The 25,322-nt window shown below is 68.7% G+C and carries 21 protein-coding genes; 12 read left to right on the forward strand and 9 right to left on the reverse strand.

Annotation, left to right across the window (positions count from 1 at the left end):
* Positions 1 to 381: 381 nt before the first annotated feature.
* Positions 382 to 2,502: a glycogen debranching protein GlgX gene (glgX, locus tag ACIHAX_RS23030; RefSeq protein WP_355078308.1), complete on the forward strand. Its 2,121-nt coding sequence runs from the start codon at positions 382 to 384 to the stop codon at positions 2,500 to 2,502.
* 35 nt (positions 2,503 to 2,537) lie between these two features.
* On the forward strand, positions 2,538 to 4,946 hold the full coding sequence (gene treY, locus ACIHAX_RS23035; protein WP_356967888.1) for a malto-oligosyltrehalose synthase: 2,409 nt from the start codon (positions 2,538 to 2,540) through the stop codon (positions 4,944 to 4,946).
* Here treY and ACIHAX_RS23040 read toward each other — a convergent pair.
* Positions 4,839 to 6,131 carry a DUF2235 domain-containing protein gene (locus ACIHAX_RS23040; protein WP_397279461.1) on the reverse strand — a complete coding sequence of 431 codons (1,293 nt, stop codon included), beginning with the start codon at positions 6,129 to 6,131 and terminating at the stop codon, positions 4,839 to 4,841. The genes treY and ACIHAX_RS23040 overlap by 108 nt on opposite strands.
* Positions 6,132 to 6,224: 93 nt before the next feature.
* Positions 6,225 to 6,458, reverse strand: coding sequence for a hypothetical protein (locus ACIHAX_RS23045; protein ID WP_355078310.1), 234 nt, complete (start codon positions 6,456 to 6,458; stop codon positions 6,225 to 6,227).
* Positions 6,459 to 6,546: 88 nt separating this feature from the next.
* Here ACIHAX_RS23045 and ACIHAX_RS23050 point away from each other — a divergent pair, with 88 nt between their 5' ends.
* Together ACIHAX_RS23050 and ilvA are read left to right on the forward strand one after the other, a co-directional pair.
* Positions 6,547 to 6,981 carry a nitroreductase family deazaflavin-dependent oxidoreductase gene (locus ACIHAX_RS23050; RefSeq protein ID WP_355078311.1) on the forward strand — a complete coding sequence of 145 codons (435 nt, stop codon included), beginning with the start codon at positions 6,547 to 6,549 and terminating at the stop codon, positions 6,979 to 6,981.
* Between the two features lie 76 nt (positions 6,982 to 7,057).
* Positions 7,058 to 8,413, forward strand: coding sequence for a threonine ammonia-lyase IlvA (gene ilvA / locus ACIHAX_RS23055; protein ID WP_355078312.1), 1,356 nt, complete (start codon positions 7,058 to 7,060; stop codon positions 8,411 to 8,413).
* A 538-nt stretch (positions 8,414 to 8,951) separates the two neighbouring features.
* Here the strand turns inward: ilvA and ACIHAX_RS23060 are convergent.
* Both ACIHAX_RS23060 and treZ read right to left on the reverse strand, forming a co-directional pair.
* A complete protein-coding gene (locus tag ACIHAX_RS23060) occupies positions 8,952 to 10,202 on the reverse strand; it encodes a serine hydrolase domain-containing protein (RefSeq protein ID WP_355078313.1) in 1,251 nt (416 codons plus the stop codon).
* Between the two features lie 113 nt (positions 10,203 to 10,315).
* On the reverse strand, positions 10,316 to 12,055 hold the full coding sequence (gene treZ, locus ACIHAX_RS23065) for a malto-oligosyltrehalose trehalohydrolase (RefSeq protein WP_397279464.1): 1,740 nt from the start codon (positions 12,053 to 12,055) through the stop codon (positions 10,316 to 10,318).
* 228 nt (positions 12,056 to 12,283) lie between these two features.
* Here treZ and ACIHAX_RS23070 point away from each other — a divergent pair, with 228 nt between their 5' ends.
* Positions 12,284 to 12,901 (forward strand): class I SAM-dependent methyltransferase, encoded by a 618-nt coding sequence (locus ACIHAX_RS23070; RefSeq protein WP_364430570.1) that lies wholly within the window; start codon positions 12,284 to 12,286, stop codon positions 12,899 to 12,901.
* A 4-nt stretch (positions 12,902 to 12,905) separates the two neighbouring features.
* Here the strand turns inward: ACIHAX_RS23070 and ACIHAX_RS23075 are convergent, their stop codons facing one another.
* The gene (locus ACIHAX_RS23075) at positions 12,906 to 13,307 is read right to left on the reverse strand and encodes a hypothetical protein (RefSeq protein WP_355078316.1); all 402 of its coding nucleotides are present in this window, start codon (positions 13,305 to 13,307) and stop codon (positions 12,906 to 12,908) included.
* 156 nt (positions 13,308 to 13,463) lie between these two features.
* Between ACIHAX_RS23075 and ACIHAX_RS23080 the strand changes: the two genes are divergently transcribed.
* Positions 13,464 to 14,036, forward strand: coding sequence for a TetR/AcrR family transcriptional regulator (locus ACIHAX_RS23080; RefSeq protein ID WP_397279467.1), 573 nt, complete (start codon positions 13,464 to 13,466; stop codon positions 14,034 to 14,036).
* 73 nt (positions 14,037 to 14,109) lie between these two features.
* Complete coding sequence (locus tag ACIHAX_RS23085; RefSeq protein ID WP_364430577.1) at positions 14,110 to 15,306, forward strand: Cmx/CmrA family chloramphenicol efflux MFS transporter; 1,197 nt, start codon at positions 14,110 to 14,112, stop codon at positions 15,304 to 15,306.
* A gap of 77 nt (positions 15,307 to 15,383) precedes the next feature.
* Here the strand turns inward: ACIHAX_RS23085 and ACIHAX_RS23090 are convergent, their stop codons facing one another.
* Together ACIHAX_RS23090 and ACIHAX_RS23095 are read right to left on the reverse strand one after the other, a co-directional pair.
* On the reverse strand, positions 15,384 to 15,593 hold the full coding sequence (locus ACIHAX_RS23090; RefSeq protein WP_364430580.1) for a DUF397 domain-containing protein: 210 nt from the start codon (positions 15,591 to 15,593) through the stop codon (positions 15,384 to 15,386).
* On the reverse strand, positions 15,590 to 16,249 hold the full coding sequence (locus ACIHAX_RS23095) for a DUF5753 domain-containing protein (RefSeq protein WP_397279487.1): 660 nt from the start codon (positions 16,247 to 16,249) through the stop codon (positions 15,590 to 15,592). The genes ACIHAX_RS23090 and ACIHAX_RS23095 overlap by 4 nt, the downstream gene beginning before the upstream one ends.
* On the opposite strand from ACIHAX_RS23095, the gene ACIHAX_RS23100 reads away from it, so the two are divergent.
* Both ACIHAX_RS23100 and ACIHAX_RS23105 read left to right on the forward strand, forming a co-directional pair.
* Positions 16,233 to 16,520 carry a hypothetical protein gene (locus tag ACIHAX_RS23100; RefSeq protein WP_397279470.1) on the forward strand — a complete coding sequence of 96 codons (288 nt, stop codon included), beginning with the start codon at positions 16,233 to 16,235 and terminating at the stop codon, positions 16,518 to 16,520. The genes ACIHAX_RS23095 and ACIHAX_RS23100 overlap by 17 nt on opposite strands.
* Positions 16,521 to 16,869: 349 nt before the next feature.
* A complete protein-coding gene (locus ACIHAX_RS23105; RefSeq protein ID WP_364430592.1) occupies positions 16,870 to 17,070 on the forward strand; it encodes a hypothetical protein in 201 nt (66 codons plus the stop codon).
* 309 nt (positions 17,071 to 17,379) lie between these two features.
* Here the strand turns inward: ACIHAX_RS23105 and ACIHAX_RS23110 are convergent, their stop codons facing one another.
* Positions 17,380 to 17,841: a MarR family transcriptional regulator gene (locus ACIHAX_RS23110; protein ID WP_355078324.1), complete on the reverse strand. Its 462-nt coding sequence runs from the start codon at positions 17,839 to 17,841 to the stop codon at positions 17,380 to 17,382.
* 85 nt (positions 17,842 to 17,926) lie between these two features.
* Between ACIHAX_RS23110 and ACIHAX_RS23115 the strand changes: the two genes are divergently transcribed.
* Both ACIHAX_RS23115 and ACIHAX_RS23120 read left to right on the forward strand, forming a co-directional pair.
* Positions 17,927 to 18,250 (forward strand): rhodanese-like domain-containing protein, encoded by a 324-nt coding sequence (locus ACIHAX_RS23115; protein WP_356967711.1) that lies wholly within the window; start codon positions 17,927 to 17,929, stop codon positions 18,248 to 18,250.
* 285 nt (positions 18,251 to 18,535) lie between these two features.
* Positions 18,536 to 19,705: an epoxide hydrolase family protein gene (locus ACIHAX_RS23120; RefSeq protein ID WP_397279473.1), complete on the forward strand. Its 1,170-nt coding sequence runs from the start codon at positions 18,536 to 18,538 to the stop codon at positions 19,703 to 19,705.
* Between the two features lie 325 nt (positions 19,706 to 20,030).
* Here the strand turns inward: ACIHAX_RS23120 and dnaE are convergent, their stop codons facing one another.
* Positions 20,031 to 23,579, reverse strand: coding sequence for a DNA polymerase III subunit alpha (gene dnaE / locus ACIHAX_RS23125; RefSeq protein ID WP_397279475.1), 3,549 nt, complete (start codon positions 23,577 to 23,579; stop codon positions 20,031 to 20,033).
* A gap of 480 nt (positions 23,580 to 24,059) precedes the next feature.
* Here dnaE and ACIHAX_RS23130 point away from each other — a divergent pair, with 480 nt between their 5' ends.
* Positions 24,060 to 25,256 (forward strand): histidine kinase, encoded by a 1,197-nt coding sequence (locus tag ACIHAX_RS23130; RefSeq protein ID WP_356967695.1) that lies wholly within the window; start codon positions 24,060 to 24,062, stop codon positions 25,254 to 25,256.
* The last annotated feature ends 66 nt before the right edge of the window (positions 25,257 to 25,322 follow it).

Genomic DNA, 25,322 nt, shown 5'->3' on the forward strand with positions numbered 1-25,322 from the left:
GCTTCCGCTATGTCGAGCACCACACGGCCCGTCGCTGTCAGTGATCCGTATCGACGCACCGCGTGCCGGGCCGTCAGTGATCCGTATCAACGCACCGCGTGCCGCGGCACCTCGGACGCGTCCGGCGAGGGCTCGCGTCATCGCGACCGCCGCTACGGATGAGCTCGCGACCACCGCGCCCCGCTCGGGGCAAGGCCGACGCGGCGTTGGGTCCGTTCGCCCGTGCTGTGCCGCGAGACTGCGCGGCGTTGCCACCGCGGGCCGTGCTCGGTGCTCGCACCATTCCCCCGATGGCGCGAAAAATGCCTCCGACCTCGTCCGATCCGGTCACCCACAACCACCCGCACCGCTGGACGCCCGGCTGACGCTACTGTCGTTGCCATGGCTCAGCCCGACGCAGCGCCCGGTGACGCGGCACCTCTGGGTGTCTGGCCCGGCACCGCCTATCCCCTCGGGGCCACCTACGACGGCGCAGGCACCAATTTCTCGGTGTTCTCCGAGGTCGCCGACGCGGTCGAACTCTGCCTGATCGACGCCGACGGAGCCGAGAACCGGATCGCGCTCGATGAGGTGGACGGGTACGTCTGGCATGCCTACCTGCCCGGAATCGACCCTGGTCAGCGCTATGGATTCCGCGTGCACGGCCCATACGACCCCGACCGGGGGTTGCGCTGCGACCCGAGCAAGTTGCTGCTCGATCCGTACGGCAAGGCTTTCGACGGCGACTTCGACGATCACCCCTCGCTCTACACCCACGGGCTCGACTCGCTCGGCCACACCATGACCGGCGTGGTGATCAACCCGTACTTCGACTGGGGCGCCGACCGGCCGCCCAACCGGCCGTACCACGAGACGGTGATCTACGAGGCGCACGTCAAGGGCATGACGATGACGCATCCCGAGGTGCCCGAGGAATTGCGCGGCACCTATTCCGGCATCGCGCACCCGGCGGTCGTCGACCATCTGAAGGGGTTGGGGGTCACCGCGATCGAACTGATGCCGGTGCACCAGTTCCTGCAGGACCGCGTGCTGCTGGACCAGGGACTGCGGAACTACTGGGGCTACAACAGCTTCGGCTACCTCGCGCCGCACAGCGAGTACGCGACGATGGATCGCGCCGGGTCGGCGGTCACCGAGTTCAAGGCGATGGTGCGCGCGCTGCACGCCGAGGGCATCGAGGTGATCCTCGACGTCGTCTACAACCACACCGCCGAGGGCAACCACAACGGCCCCACGATCTGCTTCCGCGGCATCGACAATGCCGCCTACTACCGCTTGGTCGACGACGATCCGTCGCACTACATGGATTACACGGGCACCGGAAACAGTCTCAACGTGCGCCACCCGCACACCTTGCAGCTGATCATGGACTCCCTGCGCTACTGGATCCTGGAGATGCACGTCGACGGCTTCCGCTTCGATCTGGCCGCGACGCTGGCGCGGGAACTGCACGACGTGGACCGGCTGTCGACGTTCTTCGACCTGGTGCAGCAGGATCCGGTGGTGAGCCAGGTCAAACTCATCGCCGAACCGTGGGACGTCGGCGAGGGCGGCTACCAGGTGGGCAATTTCCCCGGCCTGTGGACGGAGTGGAACGGCAAGTACCGCGACACCGTGCGGGACTACTGGCGCGGCGAACCGGCGACGCTGGGCGAGTTCGCCTCTCGGCTCACCGGTTCCTCGGACCTGTACGAGGCCACCGGCCGCAGGCCGAGCGCGAGCATCAACTTCGTCACCGCGCACGACGGGTTCACGCTGCGGGATCTGGTGTCCTACAACGAGAAACACAACGCGGCCAACGGCGAGGACAACCGCGACGGCGAGAGCTGGAACCGCTCCTGGAACTGCGGTGTCGAAGGCCCGACCGACGACCAGGACATCCTCGCCCTGCGCGACCGGCAGAGCCGCAACCTGCTGGCCACGCTCATGCTCAGCCAGGGTGTGCCGATGCTGGCGCACGGCGACGAGATGGGCCGCACCCAGCACGGCAACAACAACGTCTACTGCCAGGACTCGCCGCTGGCCTGGATGGACTGGTCGCTGCGGGAGAAGAACGCCGATCTGCTGGAGTTCACCCGCGCGGTGGTCGCGTTGCGCACCCGGCACCCCGTCTTCCGGCGCCGTCGCTTCTTCGCGGGCGGCCCGGTCCGTTCGGCGGACAACGCCCGCGACATCGCCTGGCTCACCCCGTCCGGCGAGGAGATGACCGGGGCGGACTGGGACAGCGGATTCGGCAAGTCGCTGGCGGTCTACCTCAACGGCGAGGCGATCCCCGAGCCGGGCCCGCGAGGCGAGCGGATCACCGACGACTCGTTCCTGTTGTGTTTCAACGCCCACGACGCGGCTATCGACTTCGTGCTACCGAGCACCGGCGACGGCGCGGAATGGTCGGTGGCACTGGATTGCTCGACCCCGACCGGCATGACCGACGCCAGGTATCCCGGCGGCGCGGCCGTCACCGTCGAAGCTCGCTGTCTCCTCGTCCTCCGCCAGGCCGCCTGACCCGAATGCCGATGAACGCACCCGATCCCACCGAGATGCACGTGACCGACCCGGTGTCCCTCCGACGCAAGCCCGCCCGCCAGACGACGATCCGCAGCGCCTACCGGCTACAGCTGCGACCGGACGCATTGACCTTCGCCGAGGCCCGCGCCATCGCGGAATACCTTCAGCAGCTGGGCATCTCGCACCTGTACCTGTCGCCGATCCTGACCGCGGCGCACGGTTCGACGCACGGTTACGACGTCACCGACCCGACCACGGTCTCCGCCGCCCTCGGCGGGCCGACGGGGCTCAAGGCACTCGCCGACGAGGTGCGCAGCCGCGGCATGGGACTGATCGTCGACCTGGTGCCCAATCACGTCGGCGTCGCCGATCCGCGACAGAACGCCTGGTGGTGGGACGTGCTGCGGAATGGCCAGGAGTCGCGGTTCGCGCCGTATTTCGACATCGACTGGAGCCCCGGCAACGGCGCGGGCGGCAGGCTGGCGCTGCCGGTGTTGCAGAGCGAGAACGACCCGGCCGCCCTGACCGTGGACCGCACCGGCGCCGAGCCGATGCTCGCGCTGCACGATCTGCGTTTCCCGATCGCGCCCGGCACCGACGGCGACAACGCCCTGCGCATCCACGACAAACAGCACTACCGGTTGGTGAGCTGGAAGGCCGGGCTGTGCACCTATCGGCGTTTCTTCGCGGTGAGCAGCCTGGCCGCGATCCGTCAGGAGAACCCGGAGGTCTTCGAGCTCACCCACCGCGAGCTCGCCGCGTGGTGCGAGCACGACTTGATCGACGGCGTGCGGGTCGACCATCCGGACGGTCTGGCCGATCCCGCCGGTTACCTCACCCGGCTGCGCAGACTGATCGGCCCGCACCGGCTGTTGCTGGTGGAGAAGATCCTGGCCAACCGCGAGCCGCTGGACGCGACGCTGCCCATCGACGGCACCACCGGCTACGAGGCGCTGGCCGACTTCGGCGGCGTGCTGATCGATCCGCGCGGGGAGCACGCGCTCACCGAACTCTCGCGCCGGGTGGCCGGGCACGGCAGCGACCGGGCTTGGATCGGCGAGACCGAACACCGGATCAAGCGCGCGGTCGCGGAAACCATTCTGACACCGGAGGTCCGGCGGCTGGTGGCCGCGATCAAACAGGACGCGAACGCCGAGAGTTTCGACACCATGGCGCTGACCAACGCCACCATCGAGGTGCTGGCGTTCATGCCGGTCTACCGGGCCGACTACGCGCCGCTGTCCGGGATGACGGGCGCGGTGATCGCCGAGGTGGAGAAGCGCAACAGCGAACTCACCGCGCCGCTGGCGGTCCTGGTCGCGGCGCTGGCCGCCGACGGGGCCGCGGCGATGCGCTTCAGCCAGGTCTGCGGCGCGGTGACCGCGAAGGCGGTCGAGGACACCATGTTCTATCAGGCCGCGCGGCTGGTCTCGTTGCAGGAGGTCGGCGGCAACCCGGCGCGCTTCGGCCACTCGCTCAACGAGTTCCACCTGTCCAACAGCCAGCGCGCGCAACGCTGGCCCGCCACTCTGACGACGCTGTCCACGCACGACACCAAGCGCGGCGAGGACGTGCGCGCCCGCATCGGCGTGCTGTCCCAGGCCGCGGAGACCTGGGCGCGCAACGTCGACTCCTGGTTGGAGACCGCCCCCGCGCCGGACGGTGCGACGGCGTTGTTCCTGCTGCAGAACATGTTCGGGGTGTGGCCCGCGGACGGGCGACCGGCCGCATCGGTGCCCGGCCTGCGTGAGCGTGTGCACGCGTTCGCCGAGAAGGCGATGCGGGAGGCGAACAGCAAGACCTCCTGGGAGGAGCCGGACGCCGAGTTCGAGGCCGCGGTGCACGCGTGGCTGGACACGGTGATCGATGGCCCGGTGGGCTCCGAACTCGGCGACCTGGTGCACGAACTGGCCCCGCACGCCTGGTCGGACGCCTTGTCGCAGAAGCTCTTACAGCTGTGCGGGCCGGGCATCCCGGACGTCTACCAGGGCTGCGAGCTGTGGGAGGACTCCCTCGTCGACCCGGACAACCGCAGGCCGGTGGACTTCGCCGCCCGTGCGGGCATGCTGCAATCGCTCACCGGCACGCCCGCGCTGGACACCACCGGCGCGGCGAAGATGTGGATCGTCGCCTACGCGCTGTGGTTGCGCCGCGAACGTCCCGAATGCTTCGTCGGCGGCACGTACCGGCCGCTGTTCGCCACCGGCGACCACGCGTCCAAGGTGGTGTCCTACGCCCGCGGCCGCGCGGGCGAGGCCCCCGAGGTCATCGTCGCCGCCACCCGCCACAGCGTGAGCCTGGCCGAGACCGGCTGGAGCGATACGTTCATCGACCTACCCGCGGGCAGCTGGACAGACCGGCTGACCGGCCACACCTTCCAGGGCCGGGCCAGGCTCGAGAAGATGTTCGCCAGGCTGCCGGTCGCGCTGCTGGTGCGCTGACGGCTCGGGCACGGGCGCGCCCGCCTGCTCGAGTTTCTTGGAGAACACCCCGCGGATCTGCTCGAAAGCGGCTTCCGGGATCACACCGCCCAGTTCTTCGCGCCAGCGTCGCAGATTCGCGGGATGGTAGTCCAGCGCGTCCTGCGCGCTCGCGGACAACCGCACGCCCTGATCGGTGGGCATGGACATCCGGCGCCAGGAATCCCAGTGGAACCGGCGACTGCGCGGATTACGCAGCGTCCGAACCACGTTCAGGACGCGGTAGCCGATGCTCAGGGAATCGTGCAGCCGCATGTGGTCGCCGTCGGTGTGGTCGCAGCGCTTCGACAGCGCCGCCAGCCGGGCCCGGTCGAAGGCCAGCCCGACCGACTCCGCCTCGCGGACCATCCACTGCAGCGTGATGTCGGACAGGCCGCATTCGGTGTAGCCGCCACCGATGTCGCTGTGCACGCCGGGGAACCACACCTGCTTGACTCGCTCGAAGCCGCGCCGGTACTTCACCGTCGGTTCGACCGGCACCTCCCACACGGCCGGTTCGAAGTTGCGCCGCCGCTCGTCGATGGCCAGCGCCTGGCGGGCGCAGTGCACGTGCCGGGAGAGTTTGACGTCGTGGAAGCGGTGCCGCAGGGAGGTGATGCCAGGGACGCCGAGCGCGCCGACGGTGTCGAACACGCCGAGGAAATCGATCTTCGCTCGGTGACAATGCTTCCGGCGGAATTCCTGCCACTGCTCGGGCTCGGCCGGATCGGGGTTCTCCCGCGTCGGCGCGGGCGGTCGCTGCCGATAGATGTTCAGGGCGTCGGGGTACTTGCCTTCGATCATCGCTTCGGGGGTCATGATCCCGACACGGTTGATCAGGCCGGCCAGGCTGCGGGCGGTGAAGGCGCCGCGGCTGAAGCCGAAGATGTAGATTTCGTCGCCCTTCTCCCAGTTCAAGGCCAGATGCCAGTAGGCGGACGACAGGTTCGCCTCGAGTCCGAGTCCGAAGGCGCCGCCCATCAGGCGATCGCTGAGGAATCCGCGGGCACCTGGGCCGGAGACGTAGGTGACCCACTGCTGGATCGTCTCCCCCGCCGGTCCGGGCGCATCGAACCGGATCGTCTGCGCGATCTTGACTATGTTCGAAACCGTGCTGCTCGATTCGGCCTTCCAGGTGCCGTCGCAACACACAACCAGACGTTTCATGCGCTGATCCTCCCGCCGGCATCCCACCGAAACCCGCGTATTCGACTACTCGAATTCATCGCCCGCGGCGGGGAAGCGTTAATGCGGGGCGCGCTACGGCGTGCCGCCGGGCCCCTCGCCGAGACCCGCGACCGCCATGCCGATCAGCCACCGCGCCGCGCCGAGCGCTGCCGCGACGAGTACCGCGAGTTGCAGCGATCCGGTGATCAGGGCCAGGACGAGGCAGGTCACCAAGCCGACGACCAGTGCGTCGAGCTTGTATACCGGCCACGCGCTACCCGCGATGTCGATCGTGGTGCCGCGCGCCGAAGAGTGAACGACCGCCATCTCCTCAGGGTAGTCGGAATTGGAAGTTCGGGCCAGCGAACTTTTTGTCGCCGGGAACACAAGTAATCGCCGCGGCGTTGCCGCAGATATGCCACTGACAGGTGAATACGAACCGAGTACATCCGACTGGGCCCGCGAACAGGCCGAGAAGTACGAGAACTCCGGCGGCACCGAGGGCGCGACCTTGCAAGGTGTGCCGATCATCCTGCTCACCACCAAGGGCGCGAAGAGCGGCAAGCTGCGCAAGACGCCGCTGATGCGGGTGGAGCACGACGGCGAGTACGCCGTGGTGGCCTCGCTGGGCGGCGCGCCGAAGCATCCCGTCTGGTACCACAACATCAAGGCCGAACCGCACGTCGAACTGCGCGACGGCACGGTCAACAAGGACTACACCGCCCGCGAGGTGTTCGGCGACGAGAAGGCGCAGTGGTGGGAGCGCGCGGTCGAGGTGTGGCCGGATTACGCGAACTACCAGACCAAGACCGATCGTCAGATCCCCGTCTTCGTTCTCACCCCGCAGTAGCTTTCTGCGCAGGTAGCCCGCGTGTCACCGCCACCCGCCGCAGCTCGCCGCCGCGGCGGGTGGCAGCATATTCGGGGTGTCCGATCCGCTTGATGTCCTCGACGCACTGACCGCTTCTCGTCCCGCCCTCACCGCGGACGAGATCGATGCTGCCGCCAAGCGAATTGCCGACGTCATTGATCCGACCCCGCTGCAGCGCAGCGAGCGGCTGTCCAAGCTGACCGGGGCGAACGTTTATCTGAAGCGCGAAGATCTCAGCGCGGTCCGCTCCTACAAGCTGCGCGGCGCCTACAACCTCGTGGTCCAGCTGACCGAGCGGGAACGCGCCGCCGGCGTGGTCGCGGCCAGCGCGGGCAACCACGCGCAGGGCGTCGCGTTCGCCTGCCAGGCGATGGGGATCAAGGGCCGCATCTACGTGCCGACCACGACGCCGAAGCAGAAGCGTGACCGCATCCGGGTGCACGGCGGGGAGTTCGTCGAGCTCATCGCGGTCGGCGAGACCTACGACGCCGCCGCCGCGGCCGCCGCGGCCGACGTGGAGCGCACCGGCGCGACCATGGTGCCGCCGTTCGACGACACCCGCACCGCGGCCGGTCAGGGCACCATCGCCGCGGAGATCCTGGAGCAGCTCCCCACCACGCCCGACCTGGTGATCGTGCCGGTGGGCGGCGGCGGCTGCCTGGCGGGCATCGGCACCTACCTGCGCGCCCGATCCCCGCGCACCGCCATCCTGGGCGTGGAGCCCGCGGGCGCGGCCTCGATGACCGCGGCTCTGGTGGCGGGCGGCCCGGTCACGCTGCCGGAGATCGATCCGTTCGTCGACGGCGCCGCGGTCCGCCGGGTAGGCGCCGTGCCGTACGCGGCGGTGTCCGGATTCGGCGGGCGCGTGGTTTCGCACGCCTCGCTGCCGTTGCTGACCACCACCGAATCCCCCAGGGGCGCGGGCACTTTCCAGATGATGCAGGTCGACGAAGGCGCGATCTGCACGACCATGCTCGACCTGTACCAGAGCGAGGGCATCATCGCCGAGCCCGCGGGCGCGCTCACCACGACGGCGCTGGCGGAGATCACCGTGGAGCCGGGCTCCACGGTGGTGTGCCTGGTGTCCGGCGGCAACAACGACGTCTCCCGCTACGGCGAGATCATCGAGCGCTCGCTCGTGCACAGCGGGCTCAAGCACTACTTCCTGGTGGACTTCCCGCAGGAACCCGGCGCGCTGCGCCGCTTCCTCAACGAGGTGCTCGGCCCGGAAGACGACATCACGCTGTTCGAGTACGTCAAGCGCAACAACCGGGAGACGGGCGCGGCGCTGGTCGGCATCGAACTGGGCGCCCCCGACGGGCTGGCGCCGCTGCTGGAACGGATGCACCACTCCCCGATCCAGTGCGAGCGCCTCGAGCCCGATTCACCGGCCTACCGCTACCTGACCTGAGCCCGACTCCGACGGTCAGGCGGCCTCGGGCGTCTGACCGACCGGTATCCGACTGCCACGCAGCCTGGGGCCTCCGCGCGACCGCAATCCGACATGTCACGCTCGGGCCTCCGCGCGACCGCAATCCGACATGTCACGCTCGGGCCTCCGCGCAGCCGGGATCCGACGTGTCACGTGGCCTTGGGCGTCTGTGCAGCCAGCATCCGACGGTCACGCAACCTCGGGCCTCCGCGCAGCGGGGATCCGAGGTGCCAAGCAGCCTCGGGCCTCCGCGCGACCGCAATCCGACATGCCACGCGGCCTCGAGCCTCCGCGCAGCCGGGATCCGACGTGCCACGTGGCCTTACGCGTCTGCGCAGCCGAAATCCGACGCGTCCCGCAGTCTCGGGCCTCTGCGCAGCCGGGATCCGAGGTGCCAAGCAGCCTCGGGCCTCCGCGCGACCGCAATCCGACATGCCACGCAGCCTCGAGCCTCCGCGCAGCCGGGATCCGACGTGCCACGTGGCCTTACGCGTCTGCGCAGCCGAAACTCGACGCGTCACGCGGCCTTGGGCGTCTGCGCGGCCGGGATCCGGCGGCGGGACGAACGCAGGCAGTTCAGCATGAGCGGCAGCAACCAGAACGCCGCCGACTGGTCGTAGCTGAGCTGCGCGACGGAGAGCCGGTTGTGCACGAAGCCGACCGACAGGCCCAGCCGAGGTTCGGCCCAGCCGAAGGAGCCGCCGAGGCCGATGTGCCCGAACCCGGCGTGGGCGCCCGGCATCGGCAGCGAGTGGTAGCCCAGACGCCACATCATCGGCAGGTAGAACAGCGCGCGATCGGGCTGGTAGGTCTCGACGCGGCGCAGCGCCTTCATGGTGCGGCGGCCGAGGTACCTGTGGTCGGCCACGGTGCCGTCGCCCGCGAGCGCGCCGTACATCGTGGCCAGTGCCGGCGCGGTGGCCACACCGTTGCCCGCACCGAGTTCGGTGTCCAGGATCGGCGGGCTGACGCCCTCGAGGATGCCTTCCAGACCGGGCAGGAACAGGCAGCGGGTGGCGGCACCCAGCGCGCCGGGAATCCGGTGGCTACGGCCGAGAACCGCGGCGCCGAGCGGCTTTCCGAGCGCACTCAGCTGGGTGCCCGCCAGCGGGGCGTAGGTGATCGGCGCACCAGCGGGCGGCCTGCCCAGGTGCAGCCCCTCGATGCCGAGCGGCTCGGCGACCTCGGTGCGGATCAGCTCGGCCAGGCCGGTGCCGGTGATCGCGCGCGTCAAGCCTCCGACCAGCCAGCCGAAGGTGAGCGCGTGGTAGGTGGGAACGCCGAGCAGGCGGTCGGGCTTGGCCGCGGCCAGGCGCTGTTCCATGAGTTCGTGGTCCAGCACGTCGGCCAGGCCGCCGGTGGCGATCGGGGCCAGCGCGGACAGTCCCGCCCGGTGGGTGAGCAGATGACGAATGGTGATCTTGTGCTTGCCGTTGGCGCCGAACTCCGGCCAGTACTCCGCGACCGGAGCGGAGTAATCGAGCAACCCGCGGTCGGCGAGACGGTGCACGACGGTGGCCGCGATCCCCTTGGTGGCCGAGAAGATGATCGTGCCGGTGTCCCTGGTCCACGGAACGTCACCGCCGGAGCCGACCCAGATGTCCACCAGCGGCTCTCCGTGCCGGTGCAGCGTGAACGCCGCCCCCGCGCCCCGGCGATTGCCGAACGCCCGTGCGAAAGCGCGCACGAACGGTGCGAATTCGGCGGCAGCGCTGCCACCCATCCCCGGGGGAAGAACCGCAAAGTCCCCGGAAGCGACGTTGCTCATCTCTCCACGGTAATGGCATGGGACGATTCCGGCAAAGTACCTGTCTCGGACAGTTGTACGCCCGTTACCGGGCGAGTGCCCGAAAGGCCGCCGCGAGCTGGGGTTCCACGCGCTCAGCGCGGGCCGGGCGGCGCCGTCTCCAGCAGGGTGAACGAGTGGCCGGGAACGGTTGTGGCGGAACGGCCGATCGTCGGGGATTCCCAGGACAGCAGCGGAAGGCCCGCGATCGGCACCGCGACCTGGTCCTCGCCGAGGTTGCACACCAGGGCCAGTGTGCCCCGGCGCACGACGATCCACCGCGCGGACTCGTCGTAGTCCACCGAAACGTGGGTCAACCAGGGATCGCTGAGCTCCGCACGAGCGCGGCGCAGGGCGAGCAGGGCGCGATAGCACGACAGCAGCCGGGCGTGGCCCGGCTCGTCGGCTTCCGTCCAATCGAGTTTGGAGCGCAGGAACGTTTTCACATCCTGCGGGTCGGGCACCTCGCCCTCGGGCCAGCCGTGCTGGGCGAACTCCTTCTTGCGCCCGGATGCGGTGGCGGCGGCGACATCCGGGTCGGTGTGCGAGGTGAAGAACTGGAACGGTGTGCGGCCGCCCCACTCCTCCCCCATGAACAGCATCGGCGTGAACGGTCCGCACAGCACCAGGGCGGCCTTGATCGCGAGCTGGCCGTCGGTGAGATAGGCGCTCGGGCGCTCGCCAAGCGCCCGGTTGCCGATCTGGTCGTGATCGCAGGTGTAGGCCAGCAGCGCGCTGCCCGGGATCAGGCTGCGATCGATCGGGCGGCCGTGCGTGCGGCCACGGAAACTGGAATACGTTGCGGCGTGGAAGAACCCGTGCTTCAACGTGTGGGCCAGGCAGCGCAAGGAACCGAAGTCCGCGTAATAGCCCTGCCGCTCACCGGAGACCGCGGTGTGCACGGCGTGGTGCAGGTCGTCGTTCCACTGCGCGGTCAGGCCGTAGCCGCCCGCCGCGCGCGGGGTGATCAGCTTCGGATCGTTGAGATCGCTCTCCGCGATGAGCGTCAGCGGCCTGCGGACATGGGTGGCCAGGCGCTCGGTCGCGACGGCGAGTTCGGCCAGCAGGTGGGTGGCGGTGCGGTCGACCAGGGCGTGCACCGCGTCCAAGCGCAGCGCGTCGATGTGGAAATCGCGCAGCCAGCGCACCGCGTTGTCGATGACGTACCCGCGCACGTGATCGGACTGCGGGCCGTCGAGATTGAGGCTCTGCCCCCAGGTGTTGCGGCCCTCGGTCAGGTAGGGCGCGAAGCGCGGCAGGTAGTTCCCGGACGGGCCGAGGTGGTTGTAGACGACGTCGAGGCAGACCGCGAGCCCGCGGGCATGACAGGCGTTCACGAACCGTTGCAGGCCGTCGGGCCCGCCGTAGCTCTCCTGCACCGCGTACCAGAGCACGCCGTCGTAGCCCCAGTTGTGCGGGCCGTCGAAGGCGTTCACCGGCATCACTTCGACCACGGTGACGCCCAGCCCGACCAGGTGGTCGAGCCGTTCGATCGCGGCGTCGAAGGTGCCTTCCGGGGTGAAGGTCCCGATGTGCAGTTCGTAGTAGACCGCCCCGGCCTGCGGCCGACCGGTCCACGCCGCATCGGTCCACCCCGCCGGATCGAGGGTGTGCAGCGCCGAGCGGGCGTGCACGCCGTCGGGCTGGCGCGGCGAGCGGGGATCGGGCAGCACGGTCGGATCGTCGTCGAGCAGGAAGCCGTACCTGGCGCCCTTCGCGGCGGGCACGTCGGCGCGCCACCACCCATCCGGCGACCGCGTCATCGAATGGACGACACCCTCCAGATCCAGTCGCACCGACTCCGGCCGCGGTGCCCAGACTTCGAACACAGTCACCGCGCCAGCATCCCACGGGCACGCCCGGTCCGCCCGATACGGACACCAGTCCCAGGCGCAGCGGCGCGTACGGTCCCGGCTTCCTGACCGGCTGGCCGGAGCCGCTTCCCTCGGTCCCGTGCAGCCACTGGGGCCGGGTCGAGCAGAGGACCGCAAAGGCGCGGAAATCTGTCGGGCTGGGGCCGTGTAGCCCTGTCCGCAATGGGCGATGCCTGTCAGAGTGAAGACGTGGGTGCCTATGCCGAGTATGTGCTGCCGCGGATCGTCAACCGGTCCTGCGGGTTGCGGGAGTTGGCTCCGCTGCGCGAGCGGGTGTGTGCCGGACTGCACGGACAGGTCGTGGAACTCGGTTTCGGTTCGGGACTGAACGTCCCGTTCTACCCGGCGGGGGTCGCGTCGGTGCGCGCGGTCGAGCCCGCCGATCTCGGCTGGCGGCTGGCGAGCGAACGCGTCGCCGCCGCCACCGTGCCGGTCGAGCGGGCCGGGCTGGACGGGCAGGCGCTGCCCTTCCCGGACGACGCCTTCGACTGCGCGCTGTCGACCTGGACGATGTGCACCATCCCCGACATCGCCGCCGCGCTCACCGAGGTGCGCCGGGTGCTCGTCCCCGGCGGGACCTTGCATTTCGTCGAGCATGGGCTTGCGCCCGACGAGAAGGTGCGGGCGTGGCAGAACCGGCTGAACCCGGTCCAGAAACGACTGTTCGGCGGCTGCCACCTCAACCGCGACATTCGCGGCCTGGTGACAGACGCCGGTTTCGAGATCCGCGACGCCGAGTCGTTCTACGGGGAGCACGCTCCCCGCTTCCTGGTCGCCCAGACGCTCGGTGTCGCGGTGTCGCCCTGAGGACTCAGACGATGCGCACCGACAAGGTGTAGGTCGCGTTGCCCCGGCTCGGCGCTACCGAGATCGTGTAGTAACCGTTCTGCGGCAAGGTGATCCGGCTCCCGGTCTCCTCGGCGCACAGCACGCGTCCGTCCGGGGCGGTGGCGCTGAACCGCGCGTTGCCCTCGACCGAGGTGAGTTCGGTGGTCAGGGTCTGCCCCGCCCGCGCCTCGAGCACGTAGGTGTCGGCGTCGCCGCGCACGACCGCTCCGCCGACCGACGCGTGATCGCTTCCCGGCGCGAACTCGATCAGCTCGACCGCGCCCGCGTTCGCGGCGCCCGCGCCGACCGTCGCGACGGCGAACGCGGGCACGAACAGCGTGACGCCGAGAACGAGCAGGCGCAGGGTGCGCAGGATGGCTTGCATGATGATCCTCGTTTCCTGGAGTGGACTCGCTCAGAACTATCCGCGAGCCCGCCTATCGGACGCTTAACAGCCGCTTGGACTCCGGAACAACGCTGGCCAGAAGGCCCTTCGAAGTATATTGGAACGAGCTGTTCAAAACTGTGCTAGCGTAAACCCATGCCACGACCCAGAACCTTCGACGAGGACCGCGCGGTGGACGCGGCGATGCACGCGTTCTGGCGCGCGGGATACGAGGCGACCTCCACCGAAGACCTCTGCGCAGCGACCGGCCTTGGCCGCAGCAGCATCTACAACACCTTCACCAGCAAGCGGGACCTGTTCGGCCGCGCCCTGCGCCGCTACATGACAGCCGAGAACGCGGCGACGTTCGACCTGCTCGACAGCGAGACTGGGGTGCGCGGCAAGATCCGCGCCCTGCTGTGGCAGATCGTCGAGGCCCCCGAGGAGGACCCGCTCGGCTGCCTCGTGGTCAACTCGACGATCGAACTGGCCCCGCGCGACCCCGAACTGGCCGCCGTTCTCGCCACCGATTACCAGCGACGACTCGCCGTGCTGACGGACGTGTTCGAGACGGCCAGGCGCGCCGGTGAGATCGCGCCGGACAAACAACCGACCGCCTTGGCGCACTTCGTGATCGCCACGATCGGAGGGATGCGGGTGGCCGCACGCGGCGGCGCGGACCGCGAGACGCTCGCCGCCATCGCGACCACCGCCCTCGACGCCCTCTGAGACTTGTCGGCTTCGGCGACGCCCTTGCCGCGCCCTAATTTTGGATAGATCAGTACAAAATAAGGAGGTACCGATGCCCGTGGCGATCTACGTCCTGGGTCTGTCGATCTTCGCCCAGGGCACCTCGGAGCTGATGCTCGCGGGCCTGCTCACCGAGATGGCCGCAGACCTGGGCGTCTCCGTGCCGCGCGCGGGCCTGCTCATCTCGGGCTTCGCACTGGGCATGCTGGTGGGCGCGCCGGTGCTGGCGGTGGCGACACTGCGGTGGTCGCGGCGCACCGCACTGCTCGCCTTCCTCGCGGTGTTCGTCGGCACTCACGTCGTCGGAGCGCTCACCTCGGAGTACTGGGTGCTGTTCGCCACGCGGGTCGTCGGCGCGTTCGTCTACGCCGGGTTCTGGGCGGTTGCCGCGACAACGGCGATCGGTCTCGTCCCGGCCACGGCGCGCGGCAAGGCGATGAGCATCGTCGCGGGCGGGCTCACTTTGGCCATCATCATCGGGCTTCCGGCGGGCACCGTGATCGGACAACAGCTCGGCTGGCGCGCGGCGTTCTGGGCGGTCGCGCTGCTGTCGGCGGCGGCCGGGATCGGCGTGCTGGCGAAGATCCCCGGCGGACGGACCGACGCGCCGCTACGCCTGAGCACCGAACTGCGCACGATGATGCGCCCCGCGCTCTGGCTTTCCTATGCCACCACCGCGCTCGCGATCGCCGCCCTGATGGTCACCTTCGCCTACCTCGGCGCTCTGCTGTCCCGCACCACCGGCATGGCGGACGGCTGGATTCCGGCGGTACTCGGCATCTACGGACTCGGCGCGTTCCTCGGCATCGTCATCGGTGGGCGCACCGCCGACAATCACCCGCTGACCAGCCTGTACGTCGGCATTACCGGCGGCGTGCTCACCTCGGCGCTACTCGCCCTCACGATGGAGCACATCGCCCCCGTCGTACTGCTGTCGTTCCTGTTGGGCGCCTTCGGTTTCGGCATCAACCCGACCCTGAACAGCCGCGTCTTCACCCTCGCGGGCAACGCGCCCACCCTGGCGGGAGCCACCAACATCTCCTCGTTCAACGTAGGCATCACCGCAGGTCCCTGGCTCGGCGGCCTGGCCATCAGCGCGGGCCTCGACTACCCGGCGGTGGCCTGGATCGGCGTGATTCTCGGCCTCGCCGCCCTCACCGTCGTCGCTTGCAGCCACGCGCTGCACCGCAAGGAGGTTTCACGCGCGTCGGTCGACACACCTGCCCCGACCCTGGCGGAGGTGAACTGATAGCTCCGTCAGCGGCCCTGGCCCGACCATGCGTTGCTCGGGTGCGGGGCCGCTGTTGTTCGCGGTGGGAATCCACTTCAAGCCGATCGGTCGAACTCCCCGTCACGGATGCCGGAGGCAAAGACATCCCACTGGCCCGGCGCGAAGATCAGCGCCGGGCCGGTTGGGTTCTTCGAATCGCGAACACCGACATGCCCTGCCTCGAGCCAAGCAACTTCGACACATTCGTGTGCCGAAGTGCTACGCGATGACTTGAGCCACTGTGCGTTATCTAGGCCGATGGTCACTGTTCGTATCTCCTTGCCATCTGCCTGAGCAGATCTCTCGACGTTTTCTCCTCGAGCGCGGCGCGCTGAAGGGCCTCGTGAATCTCGCGATATCGTTTCACATCAATACTGTCCTCGAAAAACATCGATCCTGTGAAGGTTTCGGCGTAGACCACAGGTGGCTCCGTCCCAAACTCTCGGCTGCTCAACGGAAAGTTGAGGATGATGTACGGCTGGACCGGGCCCTCATCCACCGGAAAACCAGCCGAGAACGGCAGTATTCGCAACGTAACATTGGGCAGCGTGCTCATGTCAGCCATATGTCGCGCTTGCGCAGACATGACCGCATTCGATCCCACGATCGTATGCAGAACACTCTCGTGCACAACGAAATCGGCTGCGACCGGGCTGTACTTCCGGGTCAGAATCGCCGCTCGACGCAATCGCAGCAGCACACGACGTTCGAGTTCTTCTTGCGTGTCATCCGCGTAATACGGCCGCTCGATACACCTCGCGTAGTCAGCCACTTGCAGCAAGCCGGGAATAATCATCGACTGGTAGACCGACAGATCTGATACGCCGGATTCGAGCCCGAGATATGTTTTGAATACAGGCGGGGTGGTCGCGCCGCCGAGAATCTGCGGCTCGGCTGATGTCGAGTTGGCGCACCGGCTTATGCGGCGGCACCGGGGATGCCGGGTCGATCGGTGCGCGTGGAAGTGGGTCGCCTTCTACACCTTGGTACGGCGCGGCCGGATCGTGCCACAGGAGTCGAGCCCGCGCGAACGCGCTCACCGGCGCGGTATCGCCTTCCCTACCGACCACACCGACCACCTGCCGCACGCCGACACCGCACCGGAACTCTGGACGTTCCAGCAGGTTCTGGACGGATTGCACGAGCTCGCCGAGGACCTGCGCACCGGTTCCGGCGACGGCTGCCAGCGGTGAGCCGGGTGGGGATATGGGCCCTGCTGTCGAGCATCGTGACGGTATTCGCGGGATGTGGCGCTGTGCTGCTCGGCGTCGGGTGCGTGTGGCCGACCGATCAGCCGCGCCGATTCGCTCCTCGGCGCAAACCGACTCGCTCGCAGAGTCATTCGTGCCCGGTCCGGTGGCCGGAAGCGTGGACATGCGCCGCACCCGCCCAGCCGCTGACCGTCGCCGCAGCACACCACGCCATGCAGTTACACCGCGATCACGACTGCGCCAGAAAGCGCGCCGCATTCGCCGCGTTGGTCGCCGCCGGGCGCATCACGCCGGATTCCGCACGACAACACCGCCCATGGAGCAATCCCTCATGAATCGAACCGCAGCGGCCGCACCGGATCCGAACTCCGAGCGATTCCGCGACCTCACCGACCGCGCCACGCGAGCGGGCTATTTCCTGGTGCGCGATCCGGTGTCACCGCACGACTGGAAGCTGCTGGACGCCGAAAACGGTGACGACGTCATCTCCGCCGCGAATCTGGAGCAGATCGAGCAGTGGCTCCATTCCTGACCGCGCACGACCCGCCGCGTCGACCCGGGCTGGGTAGCGCCTCGAAGTCGCCGCCAACGCAGCGGCCGGTGCGCACAGCACCTCGATGCCACCGGTGTGCGCTCCCAGCCGCGCCGCGGCCTGTGGCATTCGAGCCGTTCTGCCTCGGCGAGGCCCTGGGCGGCCACTGCGCGAGGCCCGATGGCGTCGGCTAGGGATTGATCGAGGGCTTCGAGCGCCGGTCAGCCGATCGGGCGTCAGCGCCGGGCGGCAGCAGCACAGAAGCAGGACCGCGCGCAGCGTCAGCGCGAGACGGCGGCGACCGGATCGCTAACGCTTCGGATCGGACAGGTCGGCTGGGCCCAGCGCCTTGCGTAGCGCCCCGGCCAGAGCTCGGAGTTCGTCCGGGCTGAGGCCGCTGAACCGGCGTTCGATCCCGGCCAGATAGTGCGGAGCCGCCTCCCGCAGCCGCTGCCGACCAGCCTCGGTGATGCTCACGAACGCTGAACGCCCGTCGTCCGGATTGGGCTCACGGCGCACCAAGCCGTGCGACTCCAGTTCGCCGACCAGGCGACTCACCCGCGTCCGGCTCAGCACGACCCGTTCGCCGAGATCGCTCACCCGCAGCCCCTGCGGTCCGTCGAGTTCCAGAAGGACGTCGTACCAGGTCAGTGGCAGCGCGGTGGCGCGACGTAGTTCCGCGTCCAGCTCCGGCACCAGCTTGGCGTGTACCTGAAGCAGCGCGGACCACGCGCGGACGGCCGGGTGGGAACGGCTCACGGAATTCGGCACGAATCGAAGCATACCAGTTGCGTGCACACGCACACATATAATAGCGTGCGCACGCACATAAATTTCCCCTGAAGGAGGCACTGCCATGACCGAACTGATCACGCGCCAGGAACTCGCCGAGCAGATCGAGGCGGGTTCGGTGACCGTCATCGACGCGCTCGGCGCCGAGTACTACGCCAAAGCGCATCTTCCCGGCGCGCTCAACCTGGTCGAAGCCGACGTGGAAACCAAAGCCCCGCAACTCCTTCCGGCAAAGGACGCCGCGATCGTCACCTACTGCTCGAATGCCGCCTGCGCCAACAGCCAGCACGTGGCCACCAAGCTGGAGGCACTCGGCTACACCAACGTCCGGAAGTACCGTGAAGGCATCCAGGATTGGACCGATGCCGGACTTCCGGTCGAGAGCTGAACGCATCCGAGGGTGTCCGGCGGACGGATCCTTTCGGGCCGCTGGGCATCCGGTAGTCGGACCGCACGGATGGAACGCGGGCCTGACCGAGCGTAGAGCCGGACCGCGCTGCCGAGGGGTGGCTGGACAATGGACGAGGGTCGGTTCCATTGCCGCCGAGTTCATGTGGTGATCCGCTCGGATGCGGATTCCCCGCACCGGAGGCGTCGGGATCGAACTCCGTTACCTGGGCCTGGCGCGCCAACTGGTGAAAACCGTTCAACCGGCAGAGCAGAGAGAACAACCATGACCGACCGCGTTCGTCCCTACCGGATCGATATCCCCGAGGCTGATCTGCGTGACCTGCGCGAACGGCTCCGTCGCACCCGGTGGCCGGAGCGTGAGCCGGTCACGGACTGGTCCCAAGGTGTGCCGCTGTCGTATCTGCGAGAGTTGTGCCGGTACTGGGCCGACGAATACGACTGGTCGGCCACCGAAGCGCGGCTGAACCGAATTCCGCAGATCGTCACCGAGATCGACAGCGTGCCGATACACGCGCTCCACGTTCGTTCTCCGTATCCGGAAGCCGTCCCGCTCGTCCTCACTCACGGCTGGCCCGGCTCGTTCCTGGAGTTCGAGCAAGTCCTCGGCCCGCTCACCGATCCGGCAGCGCACGGCGGCGATCCCGCCGACGCGTTCCACGTCGTCGCGCCGTCCCTGCCGAGCTACGGTTTCAGCGGTCGTCCCACCGAGCCGGGCTGGGGCATCCACCGCATCGCACATGCCTGGGCCGAGTTGACGACCCGGCTCGGCTACCAGAAGTTCATAGCCGCAGGCAGCGACTGGGGCAGCAGCATCTCCACCAGCATCGCGTTGCAGCAACCGCACAGACTGCTCGGCCTGCACCTCATCCCACCGCTGGCCGCACCCGAGCACAACGAAGCGCACCTCACCGAGGCCGAACGGCGGGCCCTCAGCGATCTCGAGGAACGCACCCGCACCGGATCCGCCTACTCGGCGGTCCACGCCACGCGCCCGCAAATCCTGGGTTATGGGTTACTGGACTCACCGGCCGCGCTGTGCGCGTGGATCATGGAAAAGGTCTGGACCTGGAGCGACCACGAAGATGACCTCGACACCGTCTTGGACCGCGACCGGGTATTGGACAACGTGATGCTCTACTGGGTGACCGCGACCGGCGCTTCCTCCACTCGCCTCTACTGGGAGAGCATCACCGAAGTCACCGAGTGGTTCACCACCGCGGTCGGCGACCAGATCACAGTGCCGACCGCCGGCAGCGTGTTCCCCGCCGAGGTGCCCCGCCCGTCACAGCGCTGGGCAGCCAAGCGCTTCACCAACATCGTGCACTGGGGACAGCCCGCGCGCGGTGGTCATTTCGCCGCGTGGGAACAACCAGAACTGTTCGTCGCCGAGGCCCGCGCCGCTCGACGAGCTTGCCTTGCCGCTCAACGGTGATCGCTCACAGCGGGAGCGGTGACCATTCGCCCTGACGGGTGCCGTTCCGTCTCCACGCCGCGGCGAAGCGCCCGTGAGGCCGGCACGCGGCCGATCGGCGATACAGGCGGCTGATCGCGGCCGGGCTGGATCCGGCGGGGTCCGTGGTGTCGGCGCATCAGCGACACTGTTGCTTTCGGATTGCGGCGACACCGCCGCCGTCGGGTCGATCGCACCGGCCCCACGCCGCCCGACGACGGCGCGAGCGGGCCGGCATCGCTGCGGGTCACACAACCGCCGGACAGCCCGACCGCCGACCCGAACCCGACCGTGCGGAATCCGCCGATCAGCCGGCCAGGCAGCCCGGGCCGAGCAGCGCCTTGAGGTCACCCATCAGCGCCGACGACGGTGAGACGCGCAGGCGCTCATCGAGTTTCAGCAGTGTGGTCTTGTCTCGTGCGCCGACGTGCCGGATATGGACATCCGACGTGCCGGGGTGCCTGGACAAGACTCGCTTGAGTTCGCCGATCTTGTCCGGTGTGCACATGCGGGTGGTGACGGTGACCGCGAGCGGCTTGGCCACGCCGACGGCGGAGAGGTCGGGCACGGCGAGATCATTGGCGATCAACGAGATTCGGTCGTCGCGGACCGAGACGCGCGCCTTGACCAGCACCACGGCGTCCTCGACGACGTCCATCCCGTACACCGAGTACGACTGCGGGAAGAACAGCACCTCGATGCCACCGGTGAGGTCTTCCAGCTGCGCCGAGGCCCAGGCCAGACCGTTCTTGTTGATGCGCCGGTTCACCGAGGCCAGGATGCCGCCGACGGTCACCTGAGTGCCGTCCTTGATGTCGCCTTCCAGGATGGCGGGAATCTGCGTGTCGGCCTGCGCGGCGAGCACGTGCTCGACGCCGTTGAGCGGATGCCCGGATACGTACAGCCCGAGCATCTCCCGCTCCAGCGCGAGCCGGTGCTTGGACTCCCACTCGTCCTCGGGCACCTTCACGTTGAACACCGAGGTCACCGACTCGTCCGCGTCCAAGCCGCCGAACAGGTCGAATTGACCCATCGCTTCGGCCTTCTTGGTGGCCATCACGGCATCGATGGCGTCCGAGTGGATCAGCATCAGACCCTTGCGCGGATGCCCGAGGGAGTCGAAACCGCCCGCCTTGATGAGCGATTCGGTGACCTTCTTGCTCGCGGCGATCGCGTCGATCTTGTTCAGGTAGTCGGAGAAGTCGGTGAACTTCGACTTCTCCTTGCGCGCCTGGATGATCGAGGCGACGACGTTCGCGCCGACGTTGCGCACCGCGCCGAGACCGAAGCGGATGTCCTTGCCGACCGAGGCGAAGTTCTGCTCGGACTCGTTGACGTCCGGCGGCAGCACGGTGATGCCGAGACGGCGGCAGTCGGACAGGTAGACCGCGGCCTTGTCCTTGTCGTCACCGACGGAGGTGAGCAGGCCCGCCATGTACTCGGCCGGATAGTTGGCCTTGAGGTAGGCGGTCCAGAACGAGACGAGGCCGTAGCCCGCGGCGTGCGACTTGTTGAACGCGTAGCCGGCGAACGGAAGGATGGTGTCCCACAGCGCCTTCACCGCGGCCTCGGAGAAGCCGTTGGCGGTCATGCCCTCGTGGAAGCCCTTGTATTCGGCCTCGAGCACCTCGAGCTTCTTCTTACCCATGGCCTTGCGCAGCGCGTCGGCCTTGCCCATCGAGTAGGAGGCGACCTTCTGCGCGATGAACATGATCTGCTCTTGGTAGACGATCAGGCCGTAGGTCTCGGCGAGGATGTCCTTGAGCGGCTCCTCCAGCTCCGGATGGATCGGCTTGATCGGCTGCCGCCCGTTCTTGCGGTCGGCGTAGTCGTTGTGCGCGTTCATGCCCATCGGGCCGGGCCGGTACAGCGCGAGCACGGCGACGATGTCGTTGAAGCCGGTCGGCTGCATGCGGCGCAGCAGGTCGCGCATGGGGCCGCCGTCGAGCTGGAAGACGCCGAGCGTGTCACCGCGCGAGAGCAATTCGTAGGTCGCGGGATCGTCCAGCGGCAGGTTGTCCATGTCCAGGTCGATGCCGCGGTTGGCTTTGATGTTGTCCAGCGCGTCACCGATGACGGTGAGGTTGCGCAGGCCGAGGAAGTCCATCTTCAGCAGGCCGATGGCCTCGCAGGACGGGTAGTCCCAGCCGGTGATGATCGCCCCGTCCTGGGGCCGCTTCCACACCGGGATCGCGTCCATCAACGGCTCGGAGGACATGATCACCGCGCAGGCGTGCACACCGGCGTTGCGGATCAGGCCCTCCAGACCGCGCGCGGTCTCGTAGATCTTGGCCACATCCGGGTTGCTGCCGATGAGCTCGCGGACCTCGGCTGCCTCCTTGTACCGCTCGTGATCGGGGTCCATGATGCCCGACAGCGGGATGTCCTTGGCCATGATCGGCGGCGGCAGCGCCTTGGAGATCTGGTCGGCGATGGCGAAACCGGGCTGGCCGAACTGGACGCGCGCGGAGTCCTTGATCGCGGCCTTGGTTTTAATCGTGCCGAAGGTGATCACCTGGGCGACGCGGTCGGTGCCCCACTTCTCGGTGGCGTAGCGGACCATCTCACCGCGGCGGCGATCGTCGAAGTCGATATCGATATCGGGCGCGGACGGGCGCTCCGGGTTGAGGAACCGCTCGAACAGCAGGCCGTGCGGCAGCGGGTCGATATTGGTGATGCCGAGCGCGTAGGCCACCAGCGAACCGGCCGCCGAACCACGGCCGGGACCGACCCGGATGCCGACCTCCCGCGCGTGCTTGACGAGGTCGCCGACGACGAGGAAGTAGGCGGGGAAGCCCTTCTGCTTGATGACGTCGAGTTCGAAGTAGGCGCGGGTGTAGTACTCCTCGGGCACGCCGCTGGGGAACCGGCGCGCCAGGCCACGGTCGACCTCTTTGCGCAACCAGGAATCCTGGTCCTCGCCCTCGGGCACCGGGAAGACCGGCATGCGGTCCTTGAAGGCCCACACGTCGTCGTAGGACTGGACCCGCTCGCCGATCAGCACCGTGTTGTCGCACGCGCCGGGCACCTCGGCTTCCCAGAGCGCGCGCATCTCCTCGGCGGACTTCAGGTAGTAGCCGTCACCGTCGAATTTGAACCGGGTGGGGTCCGACAGCGTCTTGCCGGTCTGCACACACAGCAACGCCTCGTGGTTGCTCGACTGGTCCTTGGTGACGTAGTGGCAGTCGTTCGTGGCCAGCGGCGGAATGCCCAGCTGCTTGCCGACGTTCAGCAACCCCTCACGCACCCGGCGCTCGATGGACAGGCCGTGGTCCATGACCTCGAGGAAGAAATTGTCCTTGCCGAAGATCTCCTGCCACTTCGCGGCGGCCTCCAGCGCCTCACGGTCGTGGCCGAGACGCAGGCGGGTCTGCACCTCGCCGGAGGGGCAGCCGGTCGTGGCGATGATGCCCTCGGCGTACTGGGCGATGATCTCCGCGTCCATGCGCGCCCACTTGCCGAGCTGCCCCTCGATGGAGGCCAGCGAGGAGAGCTTGAACAGGTTGCGCAGGCCGGTCGCGTTCTCGGCGACCATGGTCATGTGCGTGTAGGCGCCGGAGCCGGAGACGTCGTCGCCCTTCTGGCTCGGATCGCCCCACTGCACGCGCTTGGTGTCGAACCGCGAGGCGGGCGCGATGTAGGCCTCGATGCCGATGATCGGCTTGATGTCGTGCTTCTTGGCCGAGTTGTAGAACTCCGAGGCGCCGTACATGTTGCCGTGGTCGGTCATCCCGACCGCGTTCATCCCCAGCCGTTTCGCCTCCGTGAACAGTGGCGAGATCTTCGCCGCCCCATCGAGCATGGAGTACTCGGTGTGGTTGTGCAGATGGACGAACGATCCGGACGAGGCGGCCAAGACGGTCCTTCCTCCCAAGGTCTCGACGGGGGTTGGCTGGACCGATTCTAGGCGGGCGCACCGACTGGTTCGGAACGGCTCGCGGGCGCTCCTCGGGCACCCGGCGTGTCGGTGGGGAAGATCACCGGCGCGTCCTGGCGACTCGCCGTCTGAGCGGCCGATTTCCGCGAGTGTCGCGATCGTGCCGAATGCCGGAACACCCCGATGACTCGGCCCGTTCGGCCGACCGCCGTCTCGATCGCCTGGCGCGAGCGCCCGCGCTCGGTGGCCCGCCCCGTATTCACGCCCACGGCCGCCACCATGCCGCACACGATCTCCCGGCAAGCGGCACTGCGCCCCCGTTGCCGGAATCGGCCCGTTCGCGCAGGCACTGTCTGGATCGGATGCGCACCCGCGTCCGCACCACATGGCCGCCACCTGCCGCACGCGATCGGAGCACCGCGATAATCGGCCCATGAAGTCCCCGCGCCGCTGCCCGCCATGACCACCGCGCTGGCCGTCGTGGCCGCGGCCGCGTTGATCGCCGGTGCGTTGCTGATCTGGTCGCGCACCCGCAGAGTGGTGACCACCCCCGCCGAGCGGGCGGTGCATTCGGCGCTGCACACCGCGTCGCTGGCGGCGGTTCCGCTGCGGCGCGGGCTGACCGAGGAGTCCGCGCGGGAAGCCGCGCCCCATCTGCGCGCGCTCACCGGCGCCGAGGCGCTGGCGCTGGCCGACGCCGACGGCACGGTGCTCGCCTGGGACGGGCCGCACGCCGAACTGGCCGAGTACTTCGGCGAAGCCGCCGAACGCGCCGTCGCGGGCGAGCGTCCGGTGCTCGTGGCCGGACCCGGCCGCGGCGAACACGCCGGGCGCACGCTGATCGCGCAACCGTTGCTGATCGAATCGAACGGCGTGGCCGGTGTGCTGGGCGTCGTGAATACCGGGCAGCCGGGGCCGGGGCGGCTGGGTGCGGTCGCCGAAGTGGCGCGGTACGCCTGCGGGCAGCTCGAATTGGCCGAACTGGACGCGTCGCGGGCCCGGCTGGACCGGGCCGAGGTGCGCGCGCTGCGGGCGCAGATCAGCCCGCACTTCATCTACAACGCGCTGAACACCATCGCCTCGTTCGTCCGCACCGATCCGGCGCGGGCCCGCGAGCTGATCCTCGAGTTCGCCGACTTCACCCGCTACTCCTTCCGCGCCGCGGGCGAGTTCACGGTGCTGTCGGACGAGCTGCGCAACATCGAGCGCTACCTCGCGTTGGAACGCGCCCGCTTCGGCGACGCCCTCCAGGTCCGGCTGCGGATCGCGCCCGAGGTGCTCGGCGTGGTCCTACCCTTCCTCGCGCTCCAGCCGCTGGTGGAGAACGCGGTGCGGCACGGACTGGCGGGCGCCGCCCACGGCGGCACCGTCAGCATCGTCGCCACCGACGCGGGCACCGACTGTGTGATCAGCGTCGAGGACGACGGCGTCGGCATGGACCCGGATCTCTTGCGCTCCGGCGCGCTGGACGCCGTCGACACCGGGACCGGCCCCGCGGGCTCCGGGGAGGCCGCGCACGTCGGACTGGCCAACGTCGACGACCGGTTGCGCGCGGCCTTCGGCGACGACTACGGCCTCGTCGTGGAAACCGCACCGGGCGCGGGCACGAAGGTCAGCCTGCGGGTTCCCAAATTCCGCGCGGGCATCCGGCCGTGAAACCGGCGCGCGACGCGCCCTAAGCAGGACAGCTCGCGCCCACAACGCACATCGGGCCCGCACCAG

The organism is Nocardia sp. NPDC051929, assembly GCF_044548645.1.
Taxonomy (GTDB): Bacteria; Actinomycetota; Actinomycetes; order Mycobacteriales; family Mycobacteriaceae; genus Nocardia; species Nocardia sichangensis.

Excerpts from the sequence above, each read along its gene's own strand:
- ACIHAX_RS23040 (WP_397279461.1), bottom strand. The coding sequence starts at position 6,131 with ATGAAACGTCTGGTTGTGTGTTGCGACGGCACCTGGAAGGCCGAATCG.
- ACIHAX_RS23050 (WP_355078311.1), top strand. The coding sequence starts at position 6,547 with ATGCCACTGACAGGTGAATACGAACCGAGTACATCCGACTGGGCCCGC.
- ACIHAX_RS23075 (WP_355078316.1), bottom strand. The coding sequence starts at position 13,307 with ATGCAAGCCATCCTGCGCACCCTGCGCCTGCTCGTTCTCGGCGTCACG.
- ACIHAX_RS23085 (WP_364430577.1), top strand. The coding sequence starts at position 14,110 with ATGCCCGTGGCGATCTACGTCCTGGGTCTGTCGATCTTCGCCCAGGGC.
- glgX (WP_355078308.1), top strand. The coding sequence starts at position 382 with ATGGCTCAGCCCGACGCAGCGCCCGGTGACGCGGCACCTCTGGGTGTC.
- ACIHAX_RS23120 (WP_397279473.1), top strand. The coding sequence starts at position 18,536 with ATGACCGACCGCGTTCGTCCCTACCGGATCGATATCCCCGAGGCTGAT.
- ACIHAX_RS23045 (WP_355078310.1), bottom strand. The coding sequence starts at position 6,458 with ATGGCGGTCGTTCACTCTTCGGCGCGCGGCACCACGATCGACATCGCG.
- treY (WP_356967888.1), top strand. The coding sequence starts at position 2,538 with ATGCACGTGACCGACCCGGTGTCCCTCCGACGCAAGCCCGCCCGCCAG.
- ACIHAX_RS23060 (WP_355078313.1), bottom strand. The coding sequence starts at position 10,202 with ATGAGCAACGTCGCTTCCGGGGACTTTGCGGTTCTTCCCCCGGGGATG.
- ACIHAX_RS23105 (WP_364430592.1), top strand. The coding sequence starts at position 16,870 with ATGAATCGAACCGCAGCGGCCGCACCGGATCCGAACTCCGAGCGATTC.
- ACIHAX_RS23080 (WP_397279467.1), top strand. The coding sequence starts at position 13,464 with ATGCCACGACCCAGAACCTTCGACGAGGACCGCGCGGTGGACGCGGCG.
- ACIHAX_RS23115 (WP_356967711.1), top strand. The coding sequence starts at position 17,927 with ATGACCGAACTGATCACGCGCCAGGAACTCGCCGAGCAGATCGAGGCG.
- ACIHAX_RS23130 (WP_356967695.1), top strand. The coding sequence starts at position 24,060 with ATGACCACCGCGCTGGCCGTCGTGGCCGCGGCCGCGTTGATCGCCGGT.